The sequence below is a fragment of the Streptomyces sp. NPDC002886 genome, assembly GCF_042888445.1.
Classification (GTDB): Bacteria; Actinomycetota; Actinomycetes; order Streptomycetales; family Streptomycetaceae; genus Streptomyces.
In genome coordinates, this window is record NZ_JBIAPV010000017.1 from 65,963 (window position 1) to 86,067 (window position 20,105).

A 20,105-nucleotide genomic window follows, 5' to 3' on the forward strand; every position below is an offset into this window, starting at 1 on the left:
ACAACCCCCGATGCGCTCGTACGAAAACTGCGTGCTGTAAAAATAACAACGTTATCGAGGGCCTGGCAAGGGGTGGGGACATCGGTACGCTGGCGGCATGCGTACGCGCCCCACCTTGAGCTGGACCCCGACCGCGGACCTGCCGCCCGCCACCACGGACCCGGGCCCGGTCGCCGACGCGCTGCGGGCCGGCGGGGTGCTGGTGCTCAGCGGGGCCGGGATGTCCACGGAGTCGGGCATCCCCGACTACCGGGGCGAGCGGGGCAGCCTGCGCCGGCACACGCCCATGACCTACCAGGAGTTCACCGGCGGCGAACCGGCCCGGCGGCGCTACTGGGCGCGCAGCCACCTCGGCTGGCGCACGTTCGGGCGCGCCGCGCCCAATGCCGGGCACCGGGCCGTCGCGGCGTTCGCGCGGTCCGGGATGCTCGCAGGCGTGATCACCCAGAACGTGGACGGCCTGCACCAGGCCGCGGGCAGCGAGGGGGTGGTGGAACTCCACGGAAGCCTGGGCCGGGTCGTCTGCCTCTCCTGTGGGGACCTCAGCCCGCGCCGGGAGCTCGCCCGGCGGCTGGAAGAGGCGAACGCGGGCTTCGCTCCGACGCCCGCCGCGCTGAACCCGGACGGTGACGCCGACCTCACCGACGCCCAGGTCGTGGACTTCCGCCCGGTGCCCTGCGCGATCTGCGGGGGCATCCTCAAGCCGGACGTGGTGTTCTTCGGCGAGAACGTCCCGCCGCGGCGCGTCGGGCACTGCCGGGAACTGGTCGACGCGGCGACCTCACTGCTGGTCCTGGGATCTTCGCTGACGGTGATGTCCGGGCTCCGGTTCGTCCGCCAGGCGGCCCGGGCGGGGAAGCCCGTACTGATCGTCAACCGGGACCCGACCCGCGGCGACCGCGACGCCGCCGTGCGGATCGCCCTCCCCCTGGGAACGACCCTCACCGCCCTCGCCGACGGGCTGGGCGTCCCCCTCGACGAGCGGACGAGCGGGCCGGGCACCACTGAGGGGTGACCCCTCGCCCACATGTGCCCGTGGAGGCGGGGGCGCGCCCGCGCCTAGAGTTACGCGCTGTCCGCTACGAGGGAGGCCCTTCATGGCCAGCGCGTTTCAGGAGCAGAAGCTCAGGGGGATGTTCGCGGCGTTCGACGCGGACGGTGACGGCTATCTGCGCGAGCAGGACTTCGCGGCGCTCGTCGACCGCTGGAGCCGGCTCCCGGGAGTGGGCCCCGGGACGGAGCTGCGCGCACGCGTCGAGGCGCTGCTGATGGGCTGGTGGGCGGCGCTGCTCGAAGCGGGCGACGCGAACGGGGACGGCGCGGTCGACATGGGCGAGCTGCTCTCCCTCGTCGACAGGCTGCCCGCGATGGTCGCGGAGGTCACCGCGACCGCCGACACCGTGTTCGCCGCCGTGGACTCCAACGGCGACGGCCGCATCTCGCCGGAGGAACACCACCGGCTCGTCGAGACCTGGAACGGGCAGCCCGTGGACATGACGGGCGTCTTCGAACTGCTCGACCTGAACGGGGACGGGCACCTCAGCCGCGAGGAATTCGCCCTGCTGTGGCGGCAGTTCTGGATGAGCGACGACCCGGCGGAACCGGGCAACTGGCTCTGCGGCCGGTTCGCGCACTAGGTCGTCTCTTTCGGGTCCTGCGGGCCCGGCAAGATCCGGAGGAGACGGCCCAGGTCGTCCCTTTCGGATCCCGCCGCGTCAGGCCAGCGGGCCGAGCACCTCCTGGGATTCGATGAGTCCCTGCTCGCTCGGGGGCTTTCCGTCGCCGAAGACCCGTACCCCCTGGCGCGCCCTGAACTCGGCGTGCGCCTCGGCGGGCTTCGCGTAGCCGTATCGGGTACGGGCCTGCTCGGGGGTGAGGACCTCCTCGACGCGGGGCGGGACGCCCAGCTTGACGGGCGCGACCACCGTGACCGTGGAGGGGGAGAGCATCCCCAGCAGGAACAGTTCGACGCGCGGGCTGAGGTGGGCGAGCGCGAAGGACGCCTTCATCACCGGGACCACGAGCACGTCCAGGACGCGCGACTGGCGGATCTGCGCCATCTCCCGCATCCAGCGGGGCATGGTGGCGATGGTGGCGATCCGGTGCGTCCTCGCCACCACCGTCCGCGCCGGCTTCATCCACCACTGGGTCGGCGGGAGGACGAGGTCGGTGTTCAGGAGGTGGTTCATGGCCTGCCGGGCGATCGGGCTGGCCTCCAGCCGCGGGCGCATGCTCTCGAAGTACGCCCGGATTCCCGCGCGGTCGCGCGGGACGTCGTCGGGCGAGCAGGTCTGGAACTCCGCGGCGAGGGCGCAGGACTCCCAGTACTCCTTCTCCTCTTCCGCGGTGAGCTTGCCGGGCCCGTACTTCTCGTAGGCGTAGAGGATCGAGTGCCAGCCGGTGAGCTGTATCCACAGCTGCGAGGCCGGGTCGTTGGCGTCGTAGGTGCCCTCGCCGTAGGGCAGGTGGCCGATGGCCTTCGAGTGGACCTTGACCAGGACGTCGGCCGCCTTGCACACCTGGTCCGAGCCGGCGAAGGCCACCATGGCGAAGTAGCGCAGGGTGCGGTCGTAGCGGGTGCGGGTGCGGTCGTAGATGCCCTGGGTGCCGTGGACCGCGGCCACCAGCGGCGGGTCGAGCTCCTCGACGACCACGGAGCGCTGGAAGCCGACCGTGGGCGCCGTCGGGTAGCTCCACACCTTCCAGACCACCGAGCCGGGACCGAAGAACCCGTAGTCCGCGTGCGGTTCGACTTCTTTGCCGTGCAGTCGGGCCATCGGGACGCTCCTCGTGTTCCTGGCAGCGGGTGCGTACCGCTCCCCCAATAAGACAGGACTGTCTTAAATTAAGACACGACTGTCGTAAGATGCCAAGGTGTCGACACCGACCTCTTCCAGCGACAGGCCGCGCAGGCGGCGTCCCTACGCTCCGCGCGTCCCGATCGCCGAACGCCGCGAGCAACTGCTCGACGCCGCCCTCGCCGTGATCGTGAGCGACGGGTACGGCCGGGTATCGATCGACGCGATCGCCAAGCGGGCGCAGGTCGCCCGCTCGGTGGTCTACGGGGCCTTCGAGGACCTGGACGACCTGCTGCTCACCCTCCTCGACCGGCAGCAGGAGCTCGCGTTCACCCGCCTGCTCGGATCCGTTCCCGACGCCCGCCGCACCCCCGACCCGGTCGAGTTCGCCTGCGAGGCGGTGCACCGGATGGCCGCCATGCTGCGGGAGGACCCGGACACCTGGCGCCTGATCCTGCTGACCACGGCGGGCACTCCCCCGGCCGTCCGCGCGCGCGTCGAAGCGGACCGCGAGCGGTTCCGGCGCCGGGTCGCCTCCTGGATCGCGTCCGCGCCGGACACCCGAGGGCCGGCGCCGGACCCAGAGATCCTCGCGCACGCGCTGGTCGCCTCGGCGGAGCACTTCGCGCGCCTCGCGCTCACCTCCGCCGACGCGTTCGACGCCACCCGGCTCGCCGGCCAGCTGCGGCTGCTGCTCGGCGGCATCTGGTCCTGAGACCCGCCGCCGCCCTCCGGTCCGCCGCGCCGCGCCAGACCCGCCGGTCCGCGCCTGACCAGCCGTCACCGCCCATACTGGCCGGGCGCCGGAACCTGGCGGCGCGATCCGCCCGACCGCCCCCGGGACCAGGCCCGCAGCCCGCCCCACCCCCTGCGCGGGGGTGGCCGACGTCGGGAGCAGGAGTCGACTCCGCAACCGCGGCCCTCGCCCGCAAGCCCGCCTCCGACCCGCAGGCGCTATGTCATCGCGGCCGTGGGGTGCGCGGCGGGGATGGTCGGTCTGGACCAGACCGTCATCGCGGTGGCCCTCGATCCGATGGCCCACAGCCTCGGGCTGACCACCTTCATGATGCACGGCGTGGTGCTCGTCTACATCCTCGCGCTGGCGGCGTTCGTGCCGGTCGGGGGCATGCTGGCGCGCCGGATCGGCCGGCTGACCACCTTCCGCGCCGGCGCCGCGCTCTTCGCCGCCGCCTCGGGGCTCTGCGCGCTGGCCCCCTCGGGCGGCGCCGCCGAGCCGTACCTGGTCACGGTGCGGGCCGTACAAGGCGTCGGCGGCGCGCTGATGATGCCGGTCGCCACGTCCGTGATCGCGGACGTGTACGAGGAACGGGACCGGGGCAGGGCCCTGGCCGTCTACGCCGGTCTGGCCCAGCTCTTCCTCGTCCTCGGCCCGATCGTGGGCGCCGTCCTCACCCAGCTCCTGGGCTGGCGCTCCGTCTTCCTCGTCAACCTGCCCGTCGGCGCGGCGTGCCTGTGGATGATGGCCCGGGCGCGGCTGAGCAACCGGGCGCAGGGCGGCGCCCTGTCCGTACTCCAGCCGCTCGTGGTGATCCTCTCCCTCGTCGTGCTCGTCCTCGGGCTGTACCAGTGCGGGGTCTGGGGCTTCACCGACGCCAGGGCGCTCACGGCGCTCGCGACCGGCGCCGGGGCGGTGCTCCTGGCGGTGCGGCTCATCCTGAGGTCCCGCCACCCCCTCCTCGACCTGCGACTGCTGGGCATCCGCCCGTACGCCGCGGCCGTGGCGCTCACCTTCCTGGTGCAGGCACCCCAGCTGATCCTGCTGGTGCACGGCACGGTCTACCTGCGCCAGGCCCTGCGCCTCTCGCTCCTCGCCACCGGCATCTCCCTGCTCCCCCTGGTCGCCGCCTCGGCGGCGGGAACCTTCCTCTCCGGGTACCTGCTGGACCGCTACCGCTCCCTCCGGGTGCCCGTCCTGCTCGGTCTGACGGCGGCCACCGTCGGCGCGGTGGCCTGGACGGCCGTCCTACCGTCGCGCGAGTACCTCTGGCAGGTCCCCGGGATGCTCCTCGCGGGAGTCGGGATGGGGCTCCCGGTCCCCGCCCTGAGCGCCGAACTCATGCGCGCGGTTCCCCCGGACAAGCGGCCCGACGCCTCCGTCCTGCGCCAGAGCATCCGGCAACTGGGCGGCGCGGTCGGGCTGGCGGCGGCGGGGGCCGCCGCACTGGCCGCCAACGCGGACGCCGCCGACCGGGCGGGCGTCATCACCGTCGCCGCCACCTCGGCGGCCTTCGCGGTCGCCTGCTGCGTCCTGGCCGTCACCCTGCCGCTGGCCGTCGCCACCCTGCCGCGCAGGGCCCGTACGGGCGGGCGGCGGAACGCGGGCCCTTGAGCCCCGGCCCGCCGTCCCCGCAACGGCACGGCCCGCCCGCGCCGCGGCTGCTTCAGCGCAGCCAGACCGCGGTGTCCGGGGGCAGGGTGCCGTTCTCCATGGGGCCGCCGGCGACCAGGACCTCGGTGTGGTCCGGCAGCACGAGCGGCGTTCCCGAGAGGTTCACCAGGCAGCGTACGGAGGACCCTCCCGCGGTGCGGGCGAAGGCGAGCACGCCCGCCGGGGCGGGCAGCCAGGCGAACTCCCCTTCGCGCAGGGCCGTCCGGGCGGACCGCAGGGCCAGGGCCCGGCGGTAGAGGCCGAGCATCGAGTCCGGGTCCGCGCTCTGCTCGCGCACGCTCAGGGCGTCCCACGCGGCCGGCCGGGGCAGCCAGGACCTCGCGTCCGGCGCCTCGTCCCCCCACGGGAGGGGGACCCGGCAGCCGTCCCGGCCGAGGTCCTCGCCGCCGGTCTGGAAGAACGTCGGGTCCTGTCGGAGCTCCGGCGCGATGTCCTCGACCTCGTCGAGGCCCAGCTCGTCGCCCTGGTAGACGTACACGCAGCCGGGCAGGGCCATCGTCAGCAGGGCCGCGGCCGCGGCCCGACGGCGCCCGAGGCCGAGGTCGGCGGTGACGCCGTGGACGCGACGGCCGTCGAGGGCGTAGGAGGTGTCGGCGCGTCCGTAGCGGGTGACGTGGCGGGTGGTGTCGTGGTTCGACAGGACCCAGGTGGCGGTGGCGCCGACCGGAGCGTGCTCGGCGAGGGTGGAGTCGATGACCGTGCGCAGCGCCGTGGCGTCCCAGGGGCTCTGGAGGAAGGGGAAGTTGAAGGCCGTGTGCAGTTCGTCCGGGCGCAGGTACCGGGCGAAGCGTTCGGGGTCGGAGGTCCACACCTCGCCCACGAAGACCGGGTCGTGGTCGTAGGCGTCGAGGACCTTGTGCCAGGCCCGGTAGATCTCGTGGACGCCGTCCTGGTCGGCCCAGGGGGTGGGTCCGCTCTCGTGGTCGGGCAGCGCCGGGTCCTTGACGAGGTTGTCGGCGACGTCGATACGGAAGCCGTCGACGCCCCGGTCGAGCCAGAAGCGCAGGATCGACTCGAACTCCGCGTGGACCTCCGGGTTCTCCCAGTTGAAGTCGGGCTGTTCGGGGGCGAACCGGTGCAGGTACCACTCGCCGGGCGCGCCGTCGGCCTCGGTCACCCGCCGCCAGCCGGCGCCTCCGAAGACGGACTGCCAGTTGTTGGGCGGCAGTTCGCCGTGTTCGCCGCGACCGGGTCGGAACCAGAAGCGCGCCCGCTCGGGCGAGCCGGGGCCGGCCTCGAGGGCCGCGCGGAACCAGGGGTGCTGGTCCGAGCAGTGGTTGGGGACGATGTCGACGATCACCCTGATGCCCGCGTCGTGCGCCTCGGACACCAGCGCCTCCGCATCGGCCAAGGTGCCGAACACCGGGTCGATGTCCCGGTAGTCGGCGATGTCGTAGCCGCCGTCGGCCATGGGTGACGGGTACCAGGGGCTGATCCACACCGCGTCCACGCCGAGTCGGCGCAGGTACGGGAGGCGCGCACGGATCCCGGCGAGGTCGCCGATCCCGTCGCCGTCGCCGTCCGCGAAACTGCGCGGGTAGATCTGGTAGATCGCGGCACTGCGCCACCAGGCGGAAGGTGAAGCGGAACGGGATGCGGTGGCCGTGGTGAAGGCCTCGGGAGTCGCCATGCGGCGAATCTAGGGAGGGCCCTTCGCCGTCGTCAACGGTGCGTCTGAATCTTTTGATCGAATCGATCGATGCGATCGGAAACGTACGGAGATTCGCTCACGCCGTCGTACGGTCCGGGGCGGTCCGGGAACGGAAGGTACGGCGGTAGGTGTCCGGCGGCACGCCCACCGTCCGGGCGAAGTGCCGGCGCAGGGTGGTGCCGGTCCCCATGCCGGTGGCCGCCGCGATCGTGTCGACGGTGTCGTCGGTGGTCTCCAGCAACTCCTGGGCGTGGCGGATGCGCTGGGTGAGCAGCCACTGCAACGGGGTGGTGCCGGTCACCGACTTGAAGTGGCGGCCCAGGTGGCGTGAGCTCATCCGGGCCCGACGCGCCAGGTCTTCCACGGTGAGCGGTTCGTCGAGGCGTTCCAGCGCCCAGGGGAAGAGGTCCGCGAGCGGATGGTTGCCGGGGGCGGGCACGGGGGTGGTGACGAACTGGGACTGGCCGCCGTCGCGGTGCGGCGGGACGACCAGCCGGCGGGCGATCTTGTTGGCGACGGCGGAGCCGTGGTCGAGGCGCACCAGGTGCAGGCACAGGTCCATGGCGGCGGCCTTGCCGGCGGAGGTCAGCACGCTGCCGTTGTCCACGTAGAGGACGTCGGGGTCCACGGTGACGAGGGGATGACGCCTGGCCAGTTCCTCGGTGTGCGCCCAGTGGGTGGTGGCGCGCTTGCCGTCCAGCAGGCCGGCGGCGGCCAGCACGAAGGCGCCCGTACACAGGGAGGCCACGCGCGCGCCGGCCCGGTGAGCCGCGCGTACCGCGTCGATGAGCTCGGCCGGCGGGTCCCGGTCGACGTCGGCCCAGCCGGGGACGATCACGGTGTCCGCCCGCGCGAGGTGGTCGAGGCCGTGGTCGGGTTCCAAGCGGAAGCGGTCGATCCGTACGGCGTCCGGTCCGCAGAGCGAGAACTCGTACCACGGGTCCACGAGGTGGGTCAGGTCGGATCCGAAGACCTCGCAGGCCAGGGACAACTCGAAGTGCAGCATGCCGTCGGTGACGGCCAGTGCGACGTGGGGCATGTCCGGAAGTGTACGGGTCGTGTCGTTCCGGACAGTGGTGAGCGGATGATGTTCGCGACAGGATGTTCATGACAGAGCGCGGCGGGCCCCCGGAGGGGCCGCGGCGGGTCATCCGGGTACGGGCGATTGACGGGGAGCGGGACCATGGGATCAGGTCAGACGGTGGCTGTGTTCGGCGCGTACGGGCACACCGGGCGGTTCGTGGTGGCGGAACTGGTGGAGCGCGGGTTCGTGCCGGTGCTGTCGGGCCGCGACGAGGAGAAGCTGAAGGCGCTGGCGCACGAGACCGGTCTGGAGGCCCGGCCGGCGACGGTGGGCGACCCCGAGGCGCTGGACCGCGCGCTGGCCGGCACGGCCGCTGTGATCAACGCCGCCGGGCCCTTCGCCTCGACGACGGGCCCCGTGATCGAGGCGGCCCTGCGGGCCCGGATCCCCTACCTGGACGTGGCCGCCGAGCTGGAGGCCAACATCGACACCTTCGCGCACTTCGCCGACCGGGCGCGGGACGCCGGCGCGGTGATCGTCCCGGCGATGGCCTTCTTCGGCGGCCTGGGCGACCTGCTGGCCACCGCGGCCATGGGCGACTGGACCGAGGCCGACGAGGCACACATCGCGTACGCCCTGAGCAGCTGGCACCCCACCGCGGGGACGCGGCTTTCGGGCGCGGTCTCGCGGGAGCGGCGCGGTGAGCGGCGCATGCGGTACACCGGCGGGCAGTGGGAGTACCGCACCGACGCCGCGCCCACCGTCGAGTGGCGGTTCCCCGAGCCGATGGGTGCCCGGCAGGTGATCGGGGAGTTCACGATGGCCGACGTGGTGACCGTGCCCAGCCATCTGTCGATCCCGGACGTGACCACCTACATGACCGTCGAGGCGGTCCGTGACATCGCGGCCCCCGGCACGCCGGCTCCGTCCGCGGCCGACGACAGCGGACGGTCCGACCAGACCTTCCTCGTCGACGCGGTCGTCCGCTCGGGCGGCGCCGAACGCCGCGCCGTGGCCCGCGGTCAGGACATCTACGCCGTCACGGCCCCCCTCGTCGTGGAGGCCCTGGAGCGCGTCCTGACCGGCCGCACCCGTACGGTCGGCGTGGCCTCCGCGGGCGAGATCTTCGACGCACCGGACTTCCTGCGCGCCCTGTCCCCGCACATCACCCTGGAGCTGCTCCCGTAGTGCTCGCCTCCGCACTTCCGGCCTCGGCGCGAATGTGACGACTTTCGAACGGCCGGGGTCGGGCCCGTCCCCGGGTGACCCCGCTGATCGATAATGGGACGGCGCCCTGCCTGCGCGGACGAGAGGATCCCTTGATGACCACACCGCGGGACTTGCTGATCATCACCATGGACGCGGAGTCCGGTCGGAGCGTCGAACAGGGCGAGCTGTCGCTCGCGCTGGCGGGGGCCGAGATCGTCGACCTCCTCGCGGCAGGGGCCGTCGGGCTCGACGGCGATCACATCGTGCCGGAGCCGGGCGAGCCGGCGCCGCTGGGTGATCCCCTGTTGGACGCGGCGGCGGAGTCGCTCGTACGGGAGGCCCCCTACGAGTCCGTCACCGACTGGCTGTGGCGCAGGGGGCTGGGCCTGTCCGCGGGCTATCAAGCCGTCCTCGAGGAGGAGGGGCAGCTCGTACGGCAGCGCCGCCGCGGGTTCTCCTTCCGGGCCGGTGAGCTGGCTCCGGCCGATTCAGCGGCCCGCCGGCGGGCCGAGGAGCGGTGGAAGTCGGAGGACCCCGTGCTCGTGCTCCTGGCGGAAGCGCTCGGGGGCGGCGACGACCGGGACGCGGACGCTCCGGACGTGGCCGACGACGCCGTCGCGACGGTACTGGCCGCCGTCAACGACGCGGTGGCGGAGCTGGCGGGCGTACGGCAACGCCGGGCCATCGAGAACGCGGCCTTCGACAACATCTGGCGCGGCCCCGGCGGATGACCCCGCTCAGGGCGACGCCGGCGGGGCGACGCCGACGGTCCACCACCAGGCGATCGATGCGATCGGCGGGGGTGCGGCGGGGGCGTCGTCCGCGGGGCCGTGGGCGGTTCCGGTCGGCCGGGGCCGGTGCCGGCCGGCGTCCGGTGGCCCGGGGTGGTAGCGGGAGGTCTCACCACACCAGTCCCGCGCGCCGCCGACGTACTGGGCGAGCACGTCCAGATACCGCTGGATCCTCGGGTCTGCCGGGGCCCGCGCGGTCTGCCGGCCCAGGTGCAGGAACCGGCGCGCGATCGCGTCCCGGAGCTCGTACGCGGCTCGCACCCCCTGCCCGGGGAGGGTGATCAGGTTGCCGCTGCGACTGCCGCGCCTGCTCTCCTTGGCGAAGGAGTGGATATCGCTGTCGACCACGACGATCCCCGCCGCCATCTCGGTCAGCGCACGGATCCGCCGGTCCTCCCACAGCGGTGCGGGCAGTGCGGAACCGGCCGCGTCCAGCAGCACGGGTACGGCCAGGGCGGCGCCGGAGTGCATGCGGGTGAGCAGGTAGTCGCTCACCTCCTCCGGGCCTCCCGGAGGCGCCCCGTCCGGGCCGATCCGGGCCTCGGCGAGGAAGTAGCCGCGCATCGCGTCGACCCACCGCCTGGTCTGTACCGGGGTGGCCATCGTGTCCACGCGGAGCCGGATGTCGCGCAGGGCCAGGGCGAAGGGGTCGTCGCCGAGGGGGACTTCGGGGGCTTCGATCGTCCGCTGGAGGCGGGCCACCATCGTGAGCATCTGCGTGGAGGTGAGGTTCGGGAGCTCTTCGTCGCAGAGGTCGTCGAAGGCGAACACCCACGCGGCGAGGTCGCTGAGCAACTGGGCCGCGAACGGATCGGCGTACGGGGCGATCCGCACCGCGATCCGGTTCAGCCCCGCGCTCATCCGCGCCCGTCGCTCCGGCCCGCCGCCCAGGCCGAACCGGCTCATGAACTCCGCGGCGCGTGCGTCGAAGTCGGAGCCGTCCGCGCCCGGGTGGGCGGGGCCGCCCTCCCGGGCCTTCGGGACGGTCGGGCGTTCCGTCGGGGCGCGTCCGCCACGGCCGTCGGCGTGGTCGGCGTGGTCGGCGTCCTGCGTCCGCGTTCCTGGCATCGGTCTGCTCCCGGTGACGGTGGTATCCCGCGGCATGGGTGGTGCGCGGTCGACCCGCACATCTCATGGAACGCGGAACGTTTCCTCAGCCACAACGGGCGACCGGGAGCACTCGTGGGGCGCCAAGAGCGCGCCGCGCGCCGCCCGGGCCGCCGGGTGCGGAGCGCCGGGACGGGAACGTGCCTACGCTGGAAGGGATCGCTGAGAGGTGAGGTCATGGCAGCGAATCCCGCCCCCGCACTCGGTTCCAGGCGGCGGATGCCCGTGGTCGCCGTGGTCTGCGCCGTCGCCGCCGCGTGCCTGGTCGCCGCCGGCCCGCAGGACGGTTCCTGCCGGACCGCCCCGCCGGACAGCTTCTGGCACGCTCCCGTGGACGCGCTTCCCGTCCACCCGGACTCGGACCGCTACGTCTCCTCGATCGGGGCCGCCGAGCCCCTGCACCCGGACTTCGGGGCGGGGCTCGTCGAGGGCGAGCCCTTCGGCATTCCCATCACCGTCTCGGACACGACGGTGCCGGAATCGGCGGTCTCGCTGGACATCGCCGAGGAGAGCGACGCGTCCGGGTACCGGATCCCGCGGGACGCCGCGATCGAGAACGGTCCGGCGAGCACCGGGGACCGCCACGTCGTCGTCTGGGACCGCGCCCTGTGCAAGTCCTACGAACTCTGGAACGCGACGCAGCAGGGCGACAACGCCTGGCACGCCGGCTCGGGCGCGGTCTTCGACCTGCGGAGCAACGCGCTGCGGCCCGCCGACTGGACGTCGGCCGACGCCGCCGGCCTCGCCATCCTGCCCGGGCTGGTGCGCTACGAGGAGGCCTCGGGCGGTCAGGTCGACCACGCGATCCGGATGACCGTGCCCCGCACGGACCAGAGCTACGTGTGGCCGGCCCGGCACCAGGCGGGTGCCGCCGCGGACCCGTCGCTGCCGCCCATGGGGCTGCGGCTGCGGCTCAAGAGCTCGGTGGACACCTCGGCCCTGGGACCCCAGGCCCTGGCCGTCGCCGAGGCCCTCAAGAAGTACGGGGCCATCGTCGCCGACAACGGGTCGGCCTGGTACCTCACCGGCGAGGAGAACCCCGGCTGGGACAACGCGCAGCTCAACGCGCTGAAGGGGTTCAAGGGTTCGGACTTCGAGGCCGTCGACGCGTCCGGACTCCAGCGGTCCCCGGACTCCGGAGCCGTGGCACCCCGCTGAGAGGACCCCCTCATGCCCGCAGAAGCGTCCGCGGCGGCACGGAAGGGAGCGTTCATCGCGGTCGCCGTCGCCCTGTTCTGCGTCCAGCTCGACTTCTTCGCGCTCAACCTGGCCGTTCCCGGCATCGCCGCGGAGCTCGGCGTCACGGTGTCGGCCGCGCAGTGGACCTTGTCCGCGTACATGCTCGCCATCGGGTGCTTCTTCATCATCGGCGGCCGGGTGGGCGACGTGTTCGGCCGGCGGGCGGCGCTGCTGGCCGGAACCGCCCTGTTCACCGCCGGGACCGTGGGGTGCGCGCTGGCTCCCGGCCTCGGGACGCTGGTCGCGGCCCGGATCGCCCAGGGGGTGGGTGCGGCGTTCGTCTTCCCGGTGGCCGTGTCGGTCATCACCAACACCTTTCCCGAGGAGTCCCGCGGCAGGGCCTTGGGCGCCGTGTTCGGCGTCGCCAACATCGGGACCGCGATCGGGCCCTTCGTGGGCGGCGGGTTCACCGAGGGGCCCGGCTGGCGCTGGATCTTCTGGATGATGGCGCCGCTGAGCCTGCTCTCGCTCCTCACCGCTCTCGTGTACGTCCCGGACTCCCGCGACACGTCGGCGCCGCGCGAGCTCGATGTGCTCGGCTGCGCCCTGGTCATCGGCGCCCTGGCCGCCGTCACCCTGACCGTGGAACGGGGCGACGCCTGGGGCTGGAGCAGCGCCCGCGTCCTCGCCGGGTTCGCGGTGGCGGTGGTGTGCGGCGGGCTGTTCCTGGTGCGCGAGCGGCTGGCCCGGCACCCGCTGGTCGATCTGGGGCTGTTCCGCGACATCCCGTACGTCCTGGTCACCGGGATGGGCACGGTCACGAACATGGCCTACGGGGTCACCGTCTTCCTCGCCACCCTCTACCTCCAGGGCGTACGGGGGCTCTCACCGCTCATGGCCGGCACGGTCTTCCTCGCTCCGGCCCTGCTGGTGGCGCTCAGCGGGCCGCTGGGGGCGCGGCTGGGGCGGCGCCTGCGGCCGACGACGGTGATGGCGCTGGCCGGGATCGGCGCGGGCACGGGGATGTACGCGCTGACCCAGGTCACCGCCTGGTGGCTGTACGTACCGGTGTTCGCGTGGTGCGGGCTGGGCCTGGGGCTGGGCTGGACCTACGCGAGCGTGGCGACCCAGCAGCTCGTCCCTCCGGCCAGGGCCGGGGAGGCTTCGGGGGTCCTGCTGACGTTCCTGGTCACCGGCGGCGCGATCGCGCTGGCCGGGGCGGCGGCGGGGATCTCCGCGATGACACCGCAGCGGTCGCCGGAGGAGGCCTACGACGCGATCCTGCGGCTGGGCGGTGCGGCCGTGCTCGCCACGGCGGTGCTCATCCTGGCCGTACGCCACCGGCTCGCGGCGCGGGGCGGGCAGCGCTGACGATGCCGACACCGCGGGGGCGGTGGACGTCGCCGTCCTGCCGCCCCCGCGCGCCGGCCGGGGCCGGACGGTCCTAGTTGGCGCCGAGGTGGCCGCCCTTGACCCACTCGCCCTCGCCTTCCTTGGCGCAGGAGGAGGTGTAGGCGGGACCGAACGGCGCCGGGACGGCGGCGGCGGAGGAGCAGTTGGACGAGAAGGCCTTGTGGCCGCCCGAGAAGTAGTCGATGTCGACACCGTCGTTGGCCAGGGCCGCGCCGGCGCCGCCGAGCAGGATGCCGGCGGCGAGGACGGAAGCGGTGACGGCGGAGCGAATACGCATTGGTTCCCCTAAGGACTCAGGATCTGGCGACGCTCCCATGGACGGACGCGTCAGCCGATTCAACGCCCGGCGGGGCCGACAGGAACGACCGTTCACTCGAACGCCACTGGCGTAACGTTTCGACACGTCACATGACGCGTCGCGCGGCCCCGTTCGGGTCTGGGCGCGGCCCCTCGTCCTGGCTCGGAGCCATGATCGATTGTCAGTGGTGGGTGAGACGGTAGGAGCATCCAGTCGGAAACGAGGGGGAGCTTCCATGTCCGGAAACCAGAACTACATCAACCACGTCGCTCTTGTGTTGGACGCCAGTTCGTCCATGTCGCACCTGAGCCGCAAGGTCGTCGATGTGGCCGACCAGCAGATCGCGTACCTGGCCCGCCGTTCGGGTGAGCTGGACCAGGAGACCCGCGTCACCGTGTACGTCTTCGCGGACAAGGTGGAGTGCGTCGTCTACGACAAGGACGTGCTGCGGATGCCGTCGCTGAAGCAGCTGTACCGGACCGGCGGCATGACCGCGCTGCTGGCGGCCTCGCTGAAGTCGCAGCGCGAGCTGGCGCAGACCGCCCAGCTGTACGGCGACCACAGCTTCCTGACGTTCGTGCTGACCGACGGCCAGGAGAACGCCAGCCACCGCTCCCCGGACGCCCCCTCGAAGGATCCGCGCGCACTGGTGAAGGCCGTGGCCGAGATGATCGAGAAGCAGGAGGACAACTGGACGCTGGCCGTTCTCGTGCCGGATCAGATGGGCAAGCGGGAGGCCATGCAGTGCGGCTTCCCCAAGGAGAACATCGCCATCTGGGACGCCACGAGCACGCAGGGTCTGGAGGAGGCCGGGCAGGTCATCAAGGAGGCCACCGAGAAGTTCATGGTGGGCCGCGCCAAGGGGATCCGGGGATCGCGGGCGGTCTTCTCCACGGGCGCGGAGGTGGTCAACAAGGACACCATCGAGGCGGCCGGTCTCACGCCGGCGGATCCCTCCGAGTACCAGCTGATCCCGGTGGCACGCGACGCCGCCATCCGGGAGTGGGTCGTCGAATCCGGGCACACCTACAAGACCGGTGGCGCGTTCTACCAGCTCAGCAAGGCGGAGAAGATCCAGGCGAAGAAGCAGATCGCGGTGCTGGAGAAGAAGACGGACCGGGTGTACACGGGGCCGCAGGCCCGTGCCCTGCTCGGCCTGCCCGCCGTGGAGGCGCGGGTCAAGCCGGACCACAACGACGAGTTCACGATCTTCGTGCAGAGCACCAGCGTGAACCGGAAGCTCGTATCGAACACCCGGCTGCTGCTGATGGTCTGACGCCTCGCGTCCCCGCCTCGCTGCCTCGCACCGGGCCCGGATGGCGGGCCGAAGGGGAGCGAGGGAGCCTGGGGGTATGCGTTGGCGTGTGCCAGGGGCCGCGGTGGCCGCGGTGGCCGCCGTACTGCTGGCGGCCGCCGCGCCGCCGCCCGGCGGTGATGACACCGGGCAGCCGTTGGACATCGGCGGCGGGCGGAGCCTCTACCTGCGCTGCTCGGGCTCCGGAAGTCCGACCGTGGTGCTCCTCGCCGGGCTGCACGAGGCCTCCGACCCGTGGTCCCTGACCGACACCGCACCACCCGTGCCGAAGGCCCCGGCCGTACTGCCGGGAGTCGCGGCGTTCACCCGGGTGTGCGCCTACGACCGGCCGGGGACCATCCGCTACACGGAGCCACCCGAGCTGACGGACCGCAGCACGCCCGTACGGGGTACCCGGGCCCTGGCCGCCATGGTCCAGGACCTGGACCGGGTACTGACGGCCGGGCACGTGCCGGGTCCGTACCTGCTGGTGGGGCACTCCTTCGGCGGGATGCTCGCGCTGCGCTACGCGCAGGTGCACCCGGAGCAAACGCGCGGGCTCGTCCTGGTCGACGCGCTGGGGCCGGCGCTGAAGCCCGCGATGGGTGCGGACTGGGCGGCGTACGTGGAAGCGCTGCGGCATCCCGGTACGCCCTTCGACGCCGATCCGGATTTCGAGCAGGTGGACATCGAGGGCGGGGTCACCGCCCTCGACCGAGGCGGAGCGCTGCCCCCGGTTCCCGTCGCGGTACTGAGCAAGACCGAGCCCTTCGCCGTACCGCCCACGATGTCCGGGGATCTGGTGGCGAAGCTGGAGAAGGCCTGGCCCAAGGCACAGCAGGCCCTGGTGGGCCTGCGGCCGCAGACACCTCACCTGCTGGCGACCGGGAGCGACCACTACGTCCAGATCCACGACCCGGACCTCACGATCGCGGCGGTCCGCCTCGTCGCGGACCGGGCCTCGACCCCGCCGGGGACGGCCTCGCCCTCCACCTCGCCCTCGGCCTCGCCCTCGCCCTCCACCTCGCCGTAGCGACGTGGTCGAGGGCACCCGGCTCAGGCCTGGGTCGGGTCTCCGGGGATCGGGTGCACCTCGATCGGGTCGCCGCCGGGCTTCCCTCCCGGGCCGGGACAGGCCGAGGCGCGGGCGGCGATCTCCAGGGCCCGGTCCTCGCTCTTGACGTCGACCAGCCAGTACCCGGCCAGGACGGTTCCCGCGTAGGCCGGCCCGTCGGTCACCTGTGGCTTCCCGTCGCTTCCGGCGCGTACCGTCTTGGCCAGCGAGGGGCCACCGAGCCCCTGTCCGTCCACCCATTCACCGGCGGCGGTGATGTCCTCGTTGAGGGCGTTCATGTGGGCGAACATGGCCTTCATGTCGTCCTGGGAGTACGACGACATGATGGCGTCCCACTCGGCGGCGGGCACGTTCATCTGGATCATGTACTTCATGTTCTTCACCTTCCGGGGCGGCTGCCGGGGTTCCGGTCTCTCACAGGGGTAGACAGCCGGTCGCCGCGAAACTCATCGGCCTCCCCGCACCAGATCACGGAAATGCGGTGCTCGCCCCCGGGGCACCTCTTCCGAGGGGCGGGGCCGGGTGCGTCACTCCCCTTCGGCCCCGGCCAGGGCATCGGTGATCAGACGGGTGGCGAAGTCGGGGTCGTCCGTCATGCGGTTGATGTACTCCGCGAGGAGGAAGGCCGTGGCCTCCAGCGGGTTCATCTCCGCCTCGGTCCACTCGCCGTACTGCTTGCGCCACAGATTGGGGCTCAGGCCGGTGCCCGCGGCGATGACGAGGCCCGCCATGGTGGGGATGGCCTCGGGGCGCACGCTCCTGGTCATCATGCGCAGCGTGGCCACGATGTTCGGAACGACGTACTCGATGACGTCCTTGCCGTGCTCCTCGTGGGCCTTGCGCAGCCAGATCATGAACATGTAGATGAGCGTGCACGCCCCGTCCAGCAGTTCGTCGGCTTCCCTGGGACCGAGCGAAGAGGCGTACTGCTCGATCAGCGCCTGTTGTTCGGGGTCCGTCCCGGTCCTTCCGTCGTGAATGCCCTTGAGCCGAGAATCGATCATCAACAGCGCCGCGCCCACATCACCCGCGGGAGCGTGCTCGGGGTCGTACTGCGATGCCACAGGATTCCTCCACAGGTCGCCACGATGGACGGCTCGCCCTTGCTCGGCACACTAGACGGCCCGAGCGTCCGCGACCCCCCGCTTGGCCTTCCGTCACGCCCAGGTGCGATGCCCGTCGGGCCCTCACCGCTCCGAAGCCCGCTCCGAGTTCACGCGCCCACCCGCGTCCACCCGACCGGACCCAGGGCCGGAGAATGTGCCCATGACCGCAGAACTCGGCGCGATACTGCCGCGCCGCCGCACGGGGGAAGAACCCCTCCACCTGGACGGCTCCGCCCACGGCAACCTGCTCGGCTTCTGGTCGTGGGCCTATTCGGGACTCGTCGGCAACACGCTCCGCGGAGCGCTCGCCGAGTACATCGTCGCGCTCGCGCTCGGGGTGGCCGGCGAGGGCCCTCGGGTGGACTGGGACTCGGTGGACATCCGGGTGCCCGGCGGCCCCAAGGTCGAGGTCAAGTCGTCCGCCTACCTCCAGGAGTGGGACCAGGCCAGGCTGTCCGCCATCACCTTCTCCATCGCTCCCGCGGAAGGCTGGGACACGGTCACCGGGGCGATCGACCCGGCCCGCCTGCGCCGCGCGGACGTGTACGTCTTCTGCCTCCTCAAACACCAGGACAAGAAGACCCTGGACCCCCTGGACCTCGCCCAGTGGTCCTTCTACGTCCTCCCGACCTCCGTCCTCGACGAGCACAGGCCCGGCCAACGCACCCTGAGCCTCTCCTCCTTGCTCAGCCTGGACCCGGTTCACACCGACTTCGCCGGTCTGCGCGCCGCCGTACTCCACTGATCCGCGGGACCGGAAGCCCGGCCCCTCGTGGCCCCGCCGTGTGAGGATGCAGCCAAGACGACTTCATGATCCGCGAGTTGAGGAGCATCATGCGGATGCGGACCCGAACGACCCCGCCCGTTGACGACCGCGCCGTCCCCCGGGTGCCTGCCGGACGGCTCGCCGGCCTCTCCCTGATCATCGGCTGCGCGCTGCTCCTGACGGCCTGCACGGAGCGGGAGAAAGCCGCCGCGCCGGTCGCGACGGTGACGAGTACGGCCGCACCGTCGGCCGCCCTGGCACTGGCCGACCGGTATCACCGGGCGGGCGGCGACGAGAGCGTGTACGCCATCCAGCAGGAGGCGGGTCCCGACGAGGCCCCGCGCCTGATCCTCCGGACCACGCACACCGATTCGGACAACGCGCTCTTCGAGAAGCAGCGGGACTCCGTCCTCTCCTACCTCACCCGGTCCGAGCAGCTCTCCACCTCCGAGGGCTACCTGATGGACGTGTTCGGCGCGGACGGGTCCCTGCTCCACCGATGGGACGCCCGCTCCTAGGGCCTGTTACGAAAGTGGCTGAGGATGCAGGGTTTGTTCAAAGACTGCGGATGGCCTCGACCAGGTCGGATCCATAGGAGGCCCAGCAGATCACCGAGCCGTCATCGTCAAGCTGCCCCATGAACCACTCACCGTCGTCCCTCACGAGGCACAACTCGTGGAACGCAAGAATCACATCCGGCCGGAGCGGCTCGTAGTCGCCCTGACCGGCCACCTCGACGACTACGAGCCGATCGAGGGAGAGCGGGACGGCGCTTGGGTCTCCGGAAAGAGCGCGCACGCGCTCAAACGTCCATCCGGCCGGGAGTCCTGAGTTCACCGACGCATGGTCCCAGTAGGGCGCCTTTCACAGCCACTCGTTAAGCGCCGCGACCAGCACGGTCGCCTCGTACCGGACGGCGAGCTTGTCGTACCGGGTGGCGACAGCGCGATGTCTCTTGAGGCGATTGATCCCGCACTCGACCGCATGGCGCTGGCGGTAGTCGACCGGGTCGAAATGTGGCGGCCGGCCGCCGCAGGAGCCGAGCTTCTGCCGGTTACGCGCCTGGTCAGCCTTGTCCGGGATGGTGCAGCGAATCCCGCGGTGACGCAGGTAGGCGCGGTTCGTCCGGGAGGCGTACGCCTTGTCGGCCCGCACCCGATTGGGGCGGACGCGTGGCCGGCCCGGCCCGATGCGGGGCACGCGGACCTTCGCCAGCACGGGTTCGAACTGCGGCGAGACGCCGCGCTGTCCTGCCGTGACCACGATCGGCATGGGCTTCTGCCCCTGCTCGACGGCCAGGTGCAGCTTGGTGGTGAACCCGCCGCGCGAGCGCCCAAGCCCGTGATCACCAGGCTCGGCAAACACGCCACCCGGCGGCTCCTTCTGCAGGTCGCCCTGCTTGCGGGCCCCGCCCGCATGCTGATGAGCGCGGCACACGGTGGAGTCGACGCTCTGGTCCCACGTGATCGCACCTTCCGCGTCGGCCAGGGACTGGAGCCGGGTGAGGATCCGGTGCCAGGTTCCGTTCCGCTGCCACCGGCGGAACAGGTCATAGACCCGGCCCCACGGCCCGTACTCGACAGGCACGTCCCGCCACGGCACACCGGTCCGAACCCGGAACCGTATGCCGTCGATCAGCCGACGCCGAGGCCAGACCGGCGGCCGCCCCGTCCTCGTGCCCTCGGCAACAACGGCTCCAGCACCGCCCACTGCTCGTCCGTGAGATCTCCCCGACCCATGGACCTTGATCATCCACAGCCCAAGATCCACTTTCGACACACGACCTAGGGCGTGCGGCGGATGCGCTCCGGGACGGGCCCGAACGACCGGCCCGCGCGAAGCTGTTCGCCGACAGGCACGCGTTGCGGGCCCGCAGGAAGATCCGCCGGTCGGCTTCCGCGTGGGCGGCCGGTGAGGGCCCTTGCCCACCGCCGCCCCTGATGCGCCGAGTCGGCGACCGCTCAATCCGCTTTCGGCACGCGCC

21 protein-coding genes are annotated in these 20,105 nt (G+C 72.2%); 13 read left to right on the forward strand and 8 right to left on the reverse strand.

Annotated features, from left to right (window positions below):
• Window positions 1–97: 97 nt before the first annotated feature.
• Entirely contained in the window at window positions 98–1,015 is a 918-nt protein-coding gene (locus ACFYYB_RS40475) for an NAD-dependent protein deacetylase (protein WP_389443426.1), read from the forward strand.
• 82 nt (window positions 1,016–1,097) lie between these two features.
• The gene (locus tag ACFYYB_RS40480; protein ID WP_389443428.1) at window positions 1,098–1,637 is read left to right on the forward strand and encodes an EF-hand domain-containing protein; all 540 of its coding nucleotides are present in this window, start codon (window positions 1,098–1,100) and stop codon (window positions 1,635–1,637) included.
• 78 nt (window positions 1,638–1,715) lie between these two features.
• Here ACFYYB_RS40480 and ACFYYB_RS40485 read toward each other — a convergent pair whose 3' ends face one another.
• The gene (locus tag ACFYYB_RS40485; protein ID WP_389443430.1) at window positions 1,716–2,777 is read right to left on the reverse strand and encodes an oxygenase MpaB family protein; all 1,062 of its coding nucleotides are present in this window, start codon (window positions 2,775–2,777) and stop codon (window positions 1,716–1,718) included.
• A gap of 97 nt (window positions 2,778–2,874) precedes the next feature.
• Between ACFYYB_RS40485 and ACFYYB_RS40490 the strand changes: the two genes are divergently transcribed.
• Both ACFYYB_RS40490 and ACFYYB_RS40495 read left to right on the forward strand, forming a co-directional pair.
• A complete protein-coding gene (locus tag ACFYYB_RS40490) occupies window positions 2,875–3,513 on the forward strand; it encodes a TetR/AcrR family transcriptional regulator (RefSeq protein WP_389443432.1) in 639 nt (212 codons plus the stop codon).
• A gap of 273 nt (window positions 3,514–3,786) precedes the next feature.
• Window positions 3,787–5,148, forward strand: a complete 1,362-nt coding sequence (locus tag ACFYYB_RS40495) for an MFS transporter (protein WP_389443434.1) — start codon at window positions 3,787–3,789, stop codon at window positions 5,146–5,148.
• A gap of 52 nt (window positions 5,149–5,200) precedes the next feature.
• Here ACFYYB_RS40495 and ACFYYB_RS40500 read toward each other — a convergent pair whose 3' ends face one another.
• Together ACFYYB_RS40500 and ACFYYB_RS40505 are read right to left on the reverse strand one after the other, a co-directional pair.
• Window positions 5,201–6,838 carry a glycoside hydrolase family 13 protein gene (locus ACFYYB_RS40500; protein WP_389443436.1) on the reverse strand — a complete coding sequence of 546 codons (1,638 nt, stop codon included), beginning with the start codon at window positions 6,836–6,838 and terminating at the stop codon, window positions 5,201–5,203.
• Between the two features lie 97 nt (window positions 6,839–6,935).
• On the reverse strand, window positions 6,936–7,898 hold the full coding sequence (locus ACFYYB_RS40505) for a helix-turn-helix domain-containing protein (protein ID WP_389443438.1): 963 nt from the start codon (window positions 7,896–7,898) through the stop codon (window positions 6,936–6,938).
• A 144-nt stretch (window positions 7,899–8,042) separates the two neighbouring features.
• Between ACFYYB_RS40505 and ACFYYB_RS40510 the strand changes: the two genes are divergently transcribed.
• Window positions 8,043–9,071 carry a saccharopine dehydrogenase family protein gene (locus ACFYYB_RS40510; RefSeq protein ID WP_389443440.1) on the forward strand — a complete coding sequence of 343 codons (1,029 nt, stop codon included), beginning with the start codon at window positions 8,043–8,045 and terminating at the stop codon, window positions 9,069–9,071.
• A 134-nt stretch (window positions 9,072–9,205) separates the two neighbouring features.
• Complete coding sequence (locus tag ACFYYB_RS40515; protein ID WP_389443442.1) at window positions 9,206–9,823, forward strand: GPP34 family phosphoprotein; 618 nt, start codon at window positions 9,206–9,208, stop codon at window positions 9,821–9,823.
• A gap of 6 nt (window positions 9,824–9,829) precedes the next feature.
• Here ACFYYB_RS40515 and ACFYYB_RS40520 read toward each other — a convergent pair whose 3' ends face one another.
• Window positions 9,830–10,951, reverse strand: a complete 1,122-nt coding sequence (locus ACFYYB_RS40520; protein WP_389443444.1) for a hypothetical protein — start codon at window positions 10,949–10,951, stop codon at window positions 9,830–9,832.
• A 216-nt stretch (window positions 10,952–11,167) separates the two neighbouring features.
• On the opposite strand from ACFYYB_RS40520, the gene ACFYYB_RS40525 reads away from it, so the two are divergent.
• Together ACFYYB_RS40525 and ACFYYB_RS40530 are read left to right on the forward strand one after the other, a co-directional pair.
• Window positions 11,168–12,148 (forward strand): hypothetical protein, encoded by a 981-nt coding sequence (locus tag ACFYYB_RS40525; RefSeq protein WP_389443446.1) that lies wholly within the window; start codon window positions 11,168–11,170, stop codon window positions 12,146–12,148.
• 12 nt (window positions 12,149–12,160) lie between these two features.
• A complete protein-coding gene (locus tag ACFYYB_RS40530) occupies window positions 12,161–13,540 on the forward strand; it encodes an MFS transporter (protein WP_389443448.1) in 1,380 nt (459 codons plus the stop codon).
• A 73-nt stretch (window positions 13,541–13,613) separates the two neighbouring features.
• Here ACFYYB_RS40530 and ACFYYB_RS40535 read toward each other — a convergent pair whose 3' ends face one another.
• On the reverse strand, window positions 13,614–13,859 hold the full coding sequence (locus tag ACFYYB_RS40535) for a hypothetical protein (RefSeq protein ID WP_389443450.1): 246 nt from the start codon (window positions 13,857–13,859) through the stop codon (window positions 13,614–13,616).
• Window positions 13,860–14,115: 256 nt separating this feature from the next.
• Between ACFYYB_RS40535 and ACFYYB_RS40540 the strand changes: the two genes are divergently transcribed.
• Together ACFYYB_RS40540 and ACFYYB_RS40545 are read left to right on the forward strand one after the other, a co-directional pair.
• On the forward strand, window positions 14,116–15,156 hold the full coding sequence (locus ACFYYB_RS40540) for a VWA domain-containing protein (protein WP_389443452.1): 1,041 nt from the start codon (window positions 14,116–14,118) through the stop codon (window positions 15,154–15,156).
• A gap of 76 nt (window positions 15,157–15,232) precedes the next feature.
• Window positions 15,233–16,207 (forward strand): alpha/beta fold hydrolase, encoded by a 975-nt coding sequence (locus ACFYYB_RS40545; protein WP_389443454.1) that lies wholly within the window; start codon window positions 15,233–15,235, stop codon window positions 16,205–16,207.
• A 23-nt stretch (window positions 16,208–16,230) separates the two neighbouring features.
• On the opposite strand, the gene ACFYYB_RS40550 is transcribed toward ACFYYB_RS40545, so the two are convergent.
• Together ACFYYB_RS40550 and ACFYYB_RS40555 are read right to left on the reverse strand one after the other, a co-directional pair.
• The gene (locus ACFYYB_RS40550) at window positions 16,231–16,623 is read right to left on the reverse strand and encodes a YciI family protein (RefSeq protein WP_389443456.1); all 393 of its coding nucleotides are present in this window, start codon (window positions 16,621–16,623) and stop codon (window positions 16,231–16,233) included.
• A gap of 153 nt (window positions 16,624–16,776) precedes the next feature.
• Window positions 16,777–17,313: a hypothetical protein gene (locus ACFYYB_RS40555; protein WP_389443458.1), complete on the reverse strand. Its 537-nt coding sequence runs from the start codon at window positions 17,311–17,313 to the stop codon at window positions 16,777–16,779.
• Between the two features lie 202 nt (window positions 17,314–17,515).
• Here ACFYYB_RS40555 and ACFYYB_RS40560 point away from each other — a divergent pair, with 202 nt between their 5' ends.
• The 3 genes from ACFYYB_RS40560 (at window position 17,516) to ACFYYB_RS40570 (ending at window position 18,952) form a co-directional block, all read left to right on the forward strand.
• The gene (locus ACFYYB_RS40560) at window positions 17,516–18,100 is read left to right on the forward strand and encodes a hypothetical protein (RefSeq protein ID WP_389443460.1); all 585 of its coding nucleotides are present in this window, start codon (window positions 17,516–17,518) and stop codon (window positions 18,098–18,100) included.
• A 95-nt stretch (window positions 18,101–18,195) separates the two neighbouring features.
• A complete protein-coding gene (locus ACFYYB_RS40565) occupies window positions 18,196–18,639 on the forward strand; it encodes a hypothetical protein (protein WP_389443462.1) in 444 nt (147 codons plus the stop codon).
• A gap of 157 nt (window positions 18,640–18,796) precedes the next feature.
• Window positions 18,797–18,952, forward strand: a complete 156-nt coding sequence (locus tag ACFYYB_RS40570) for a hypothetical protein (protein ID WP_389443464.1) — start codon at window positions 18,797–18,799, stop codon at window positions 18,950–18,952.
• Window positions 18,953–18,985: 33 nt separating this feature from the next.
• Here ACFYYB_RS40570 and ACFYYB_RS40575 read toward each other — a convergent pair.
• A protein-coding gene (locus ACFYYB_RS40575) for an IS5 family transposase (protein WP_389443466.1) occupies window positions 18,986–19,860 on the reverse strand; the annotation gives its coding sequence in 2 pieces (ribosomal slippage) (window positions 18,986–19,771 and window positions 19,774–19,860; 873 coding nt in all).
• Window positions 19,861–20,105: the final 245 nt, after the last annotated feature.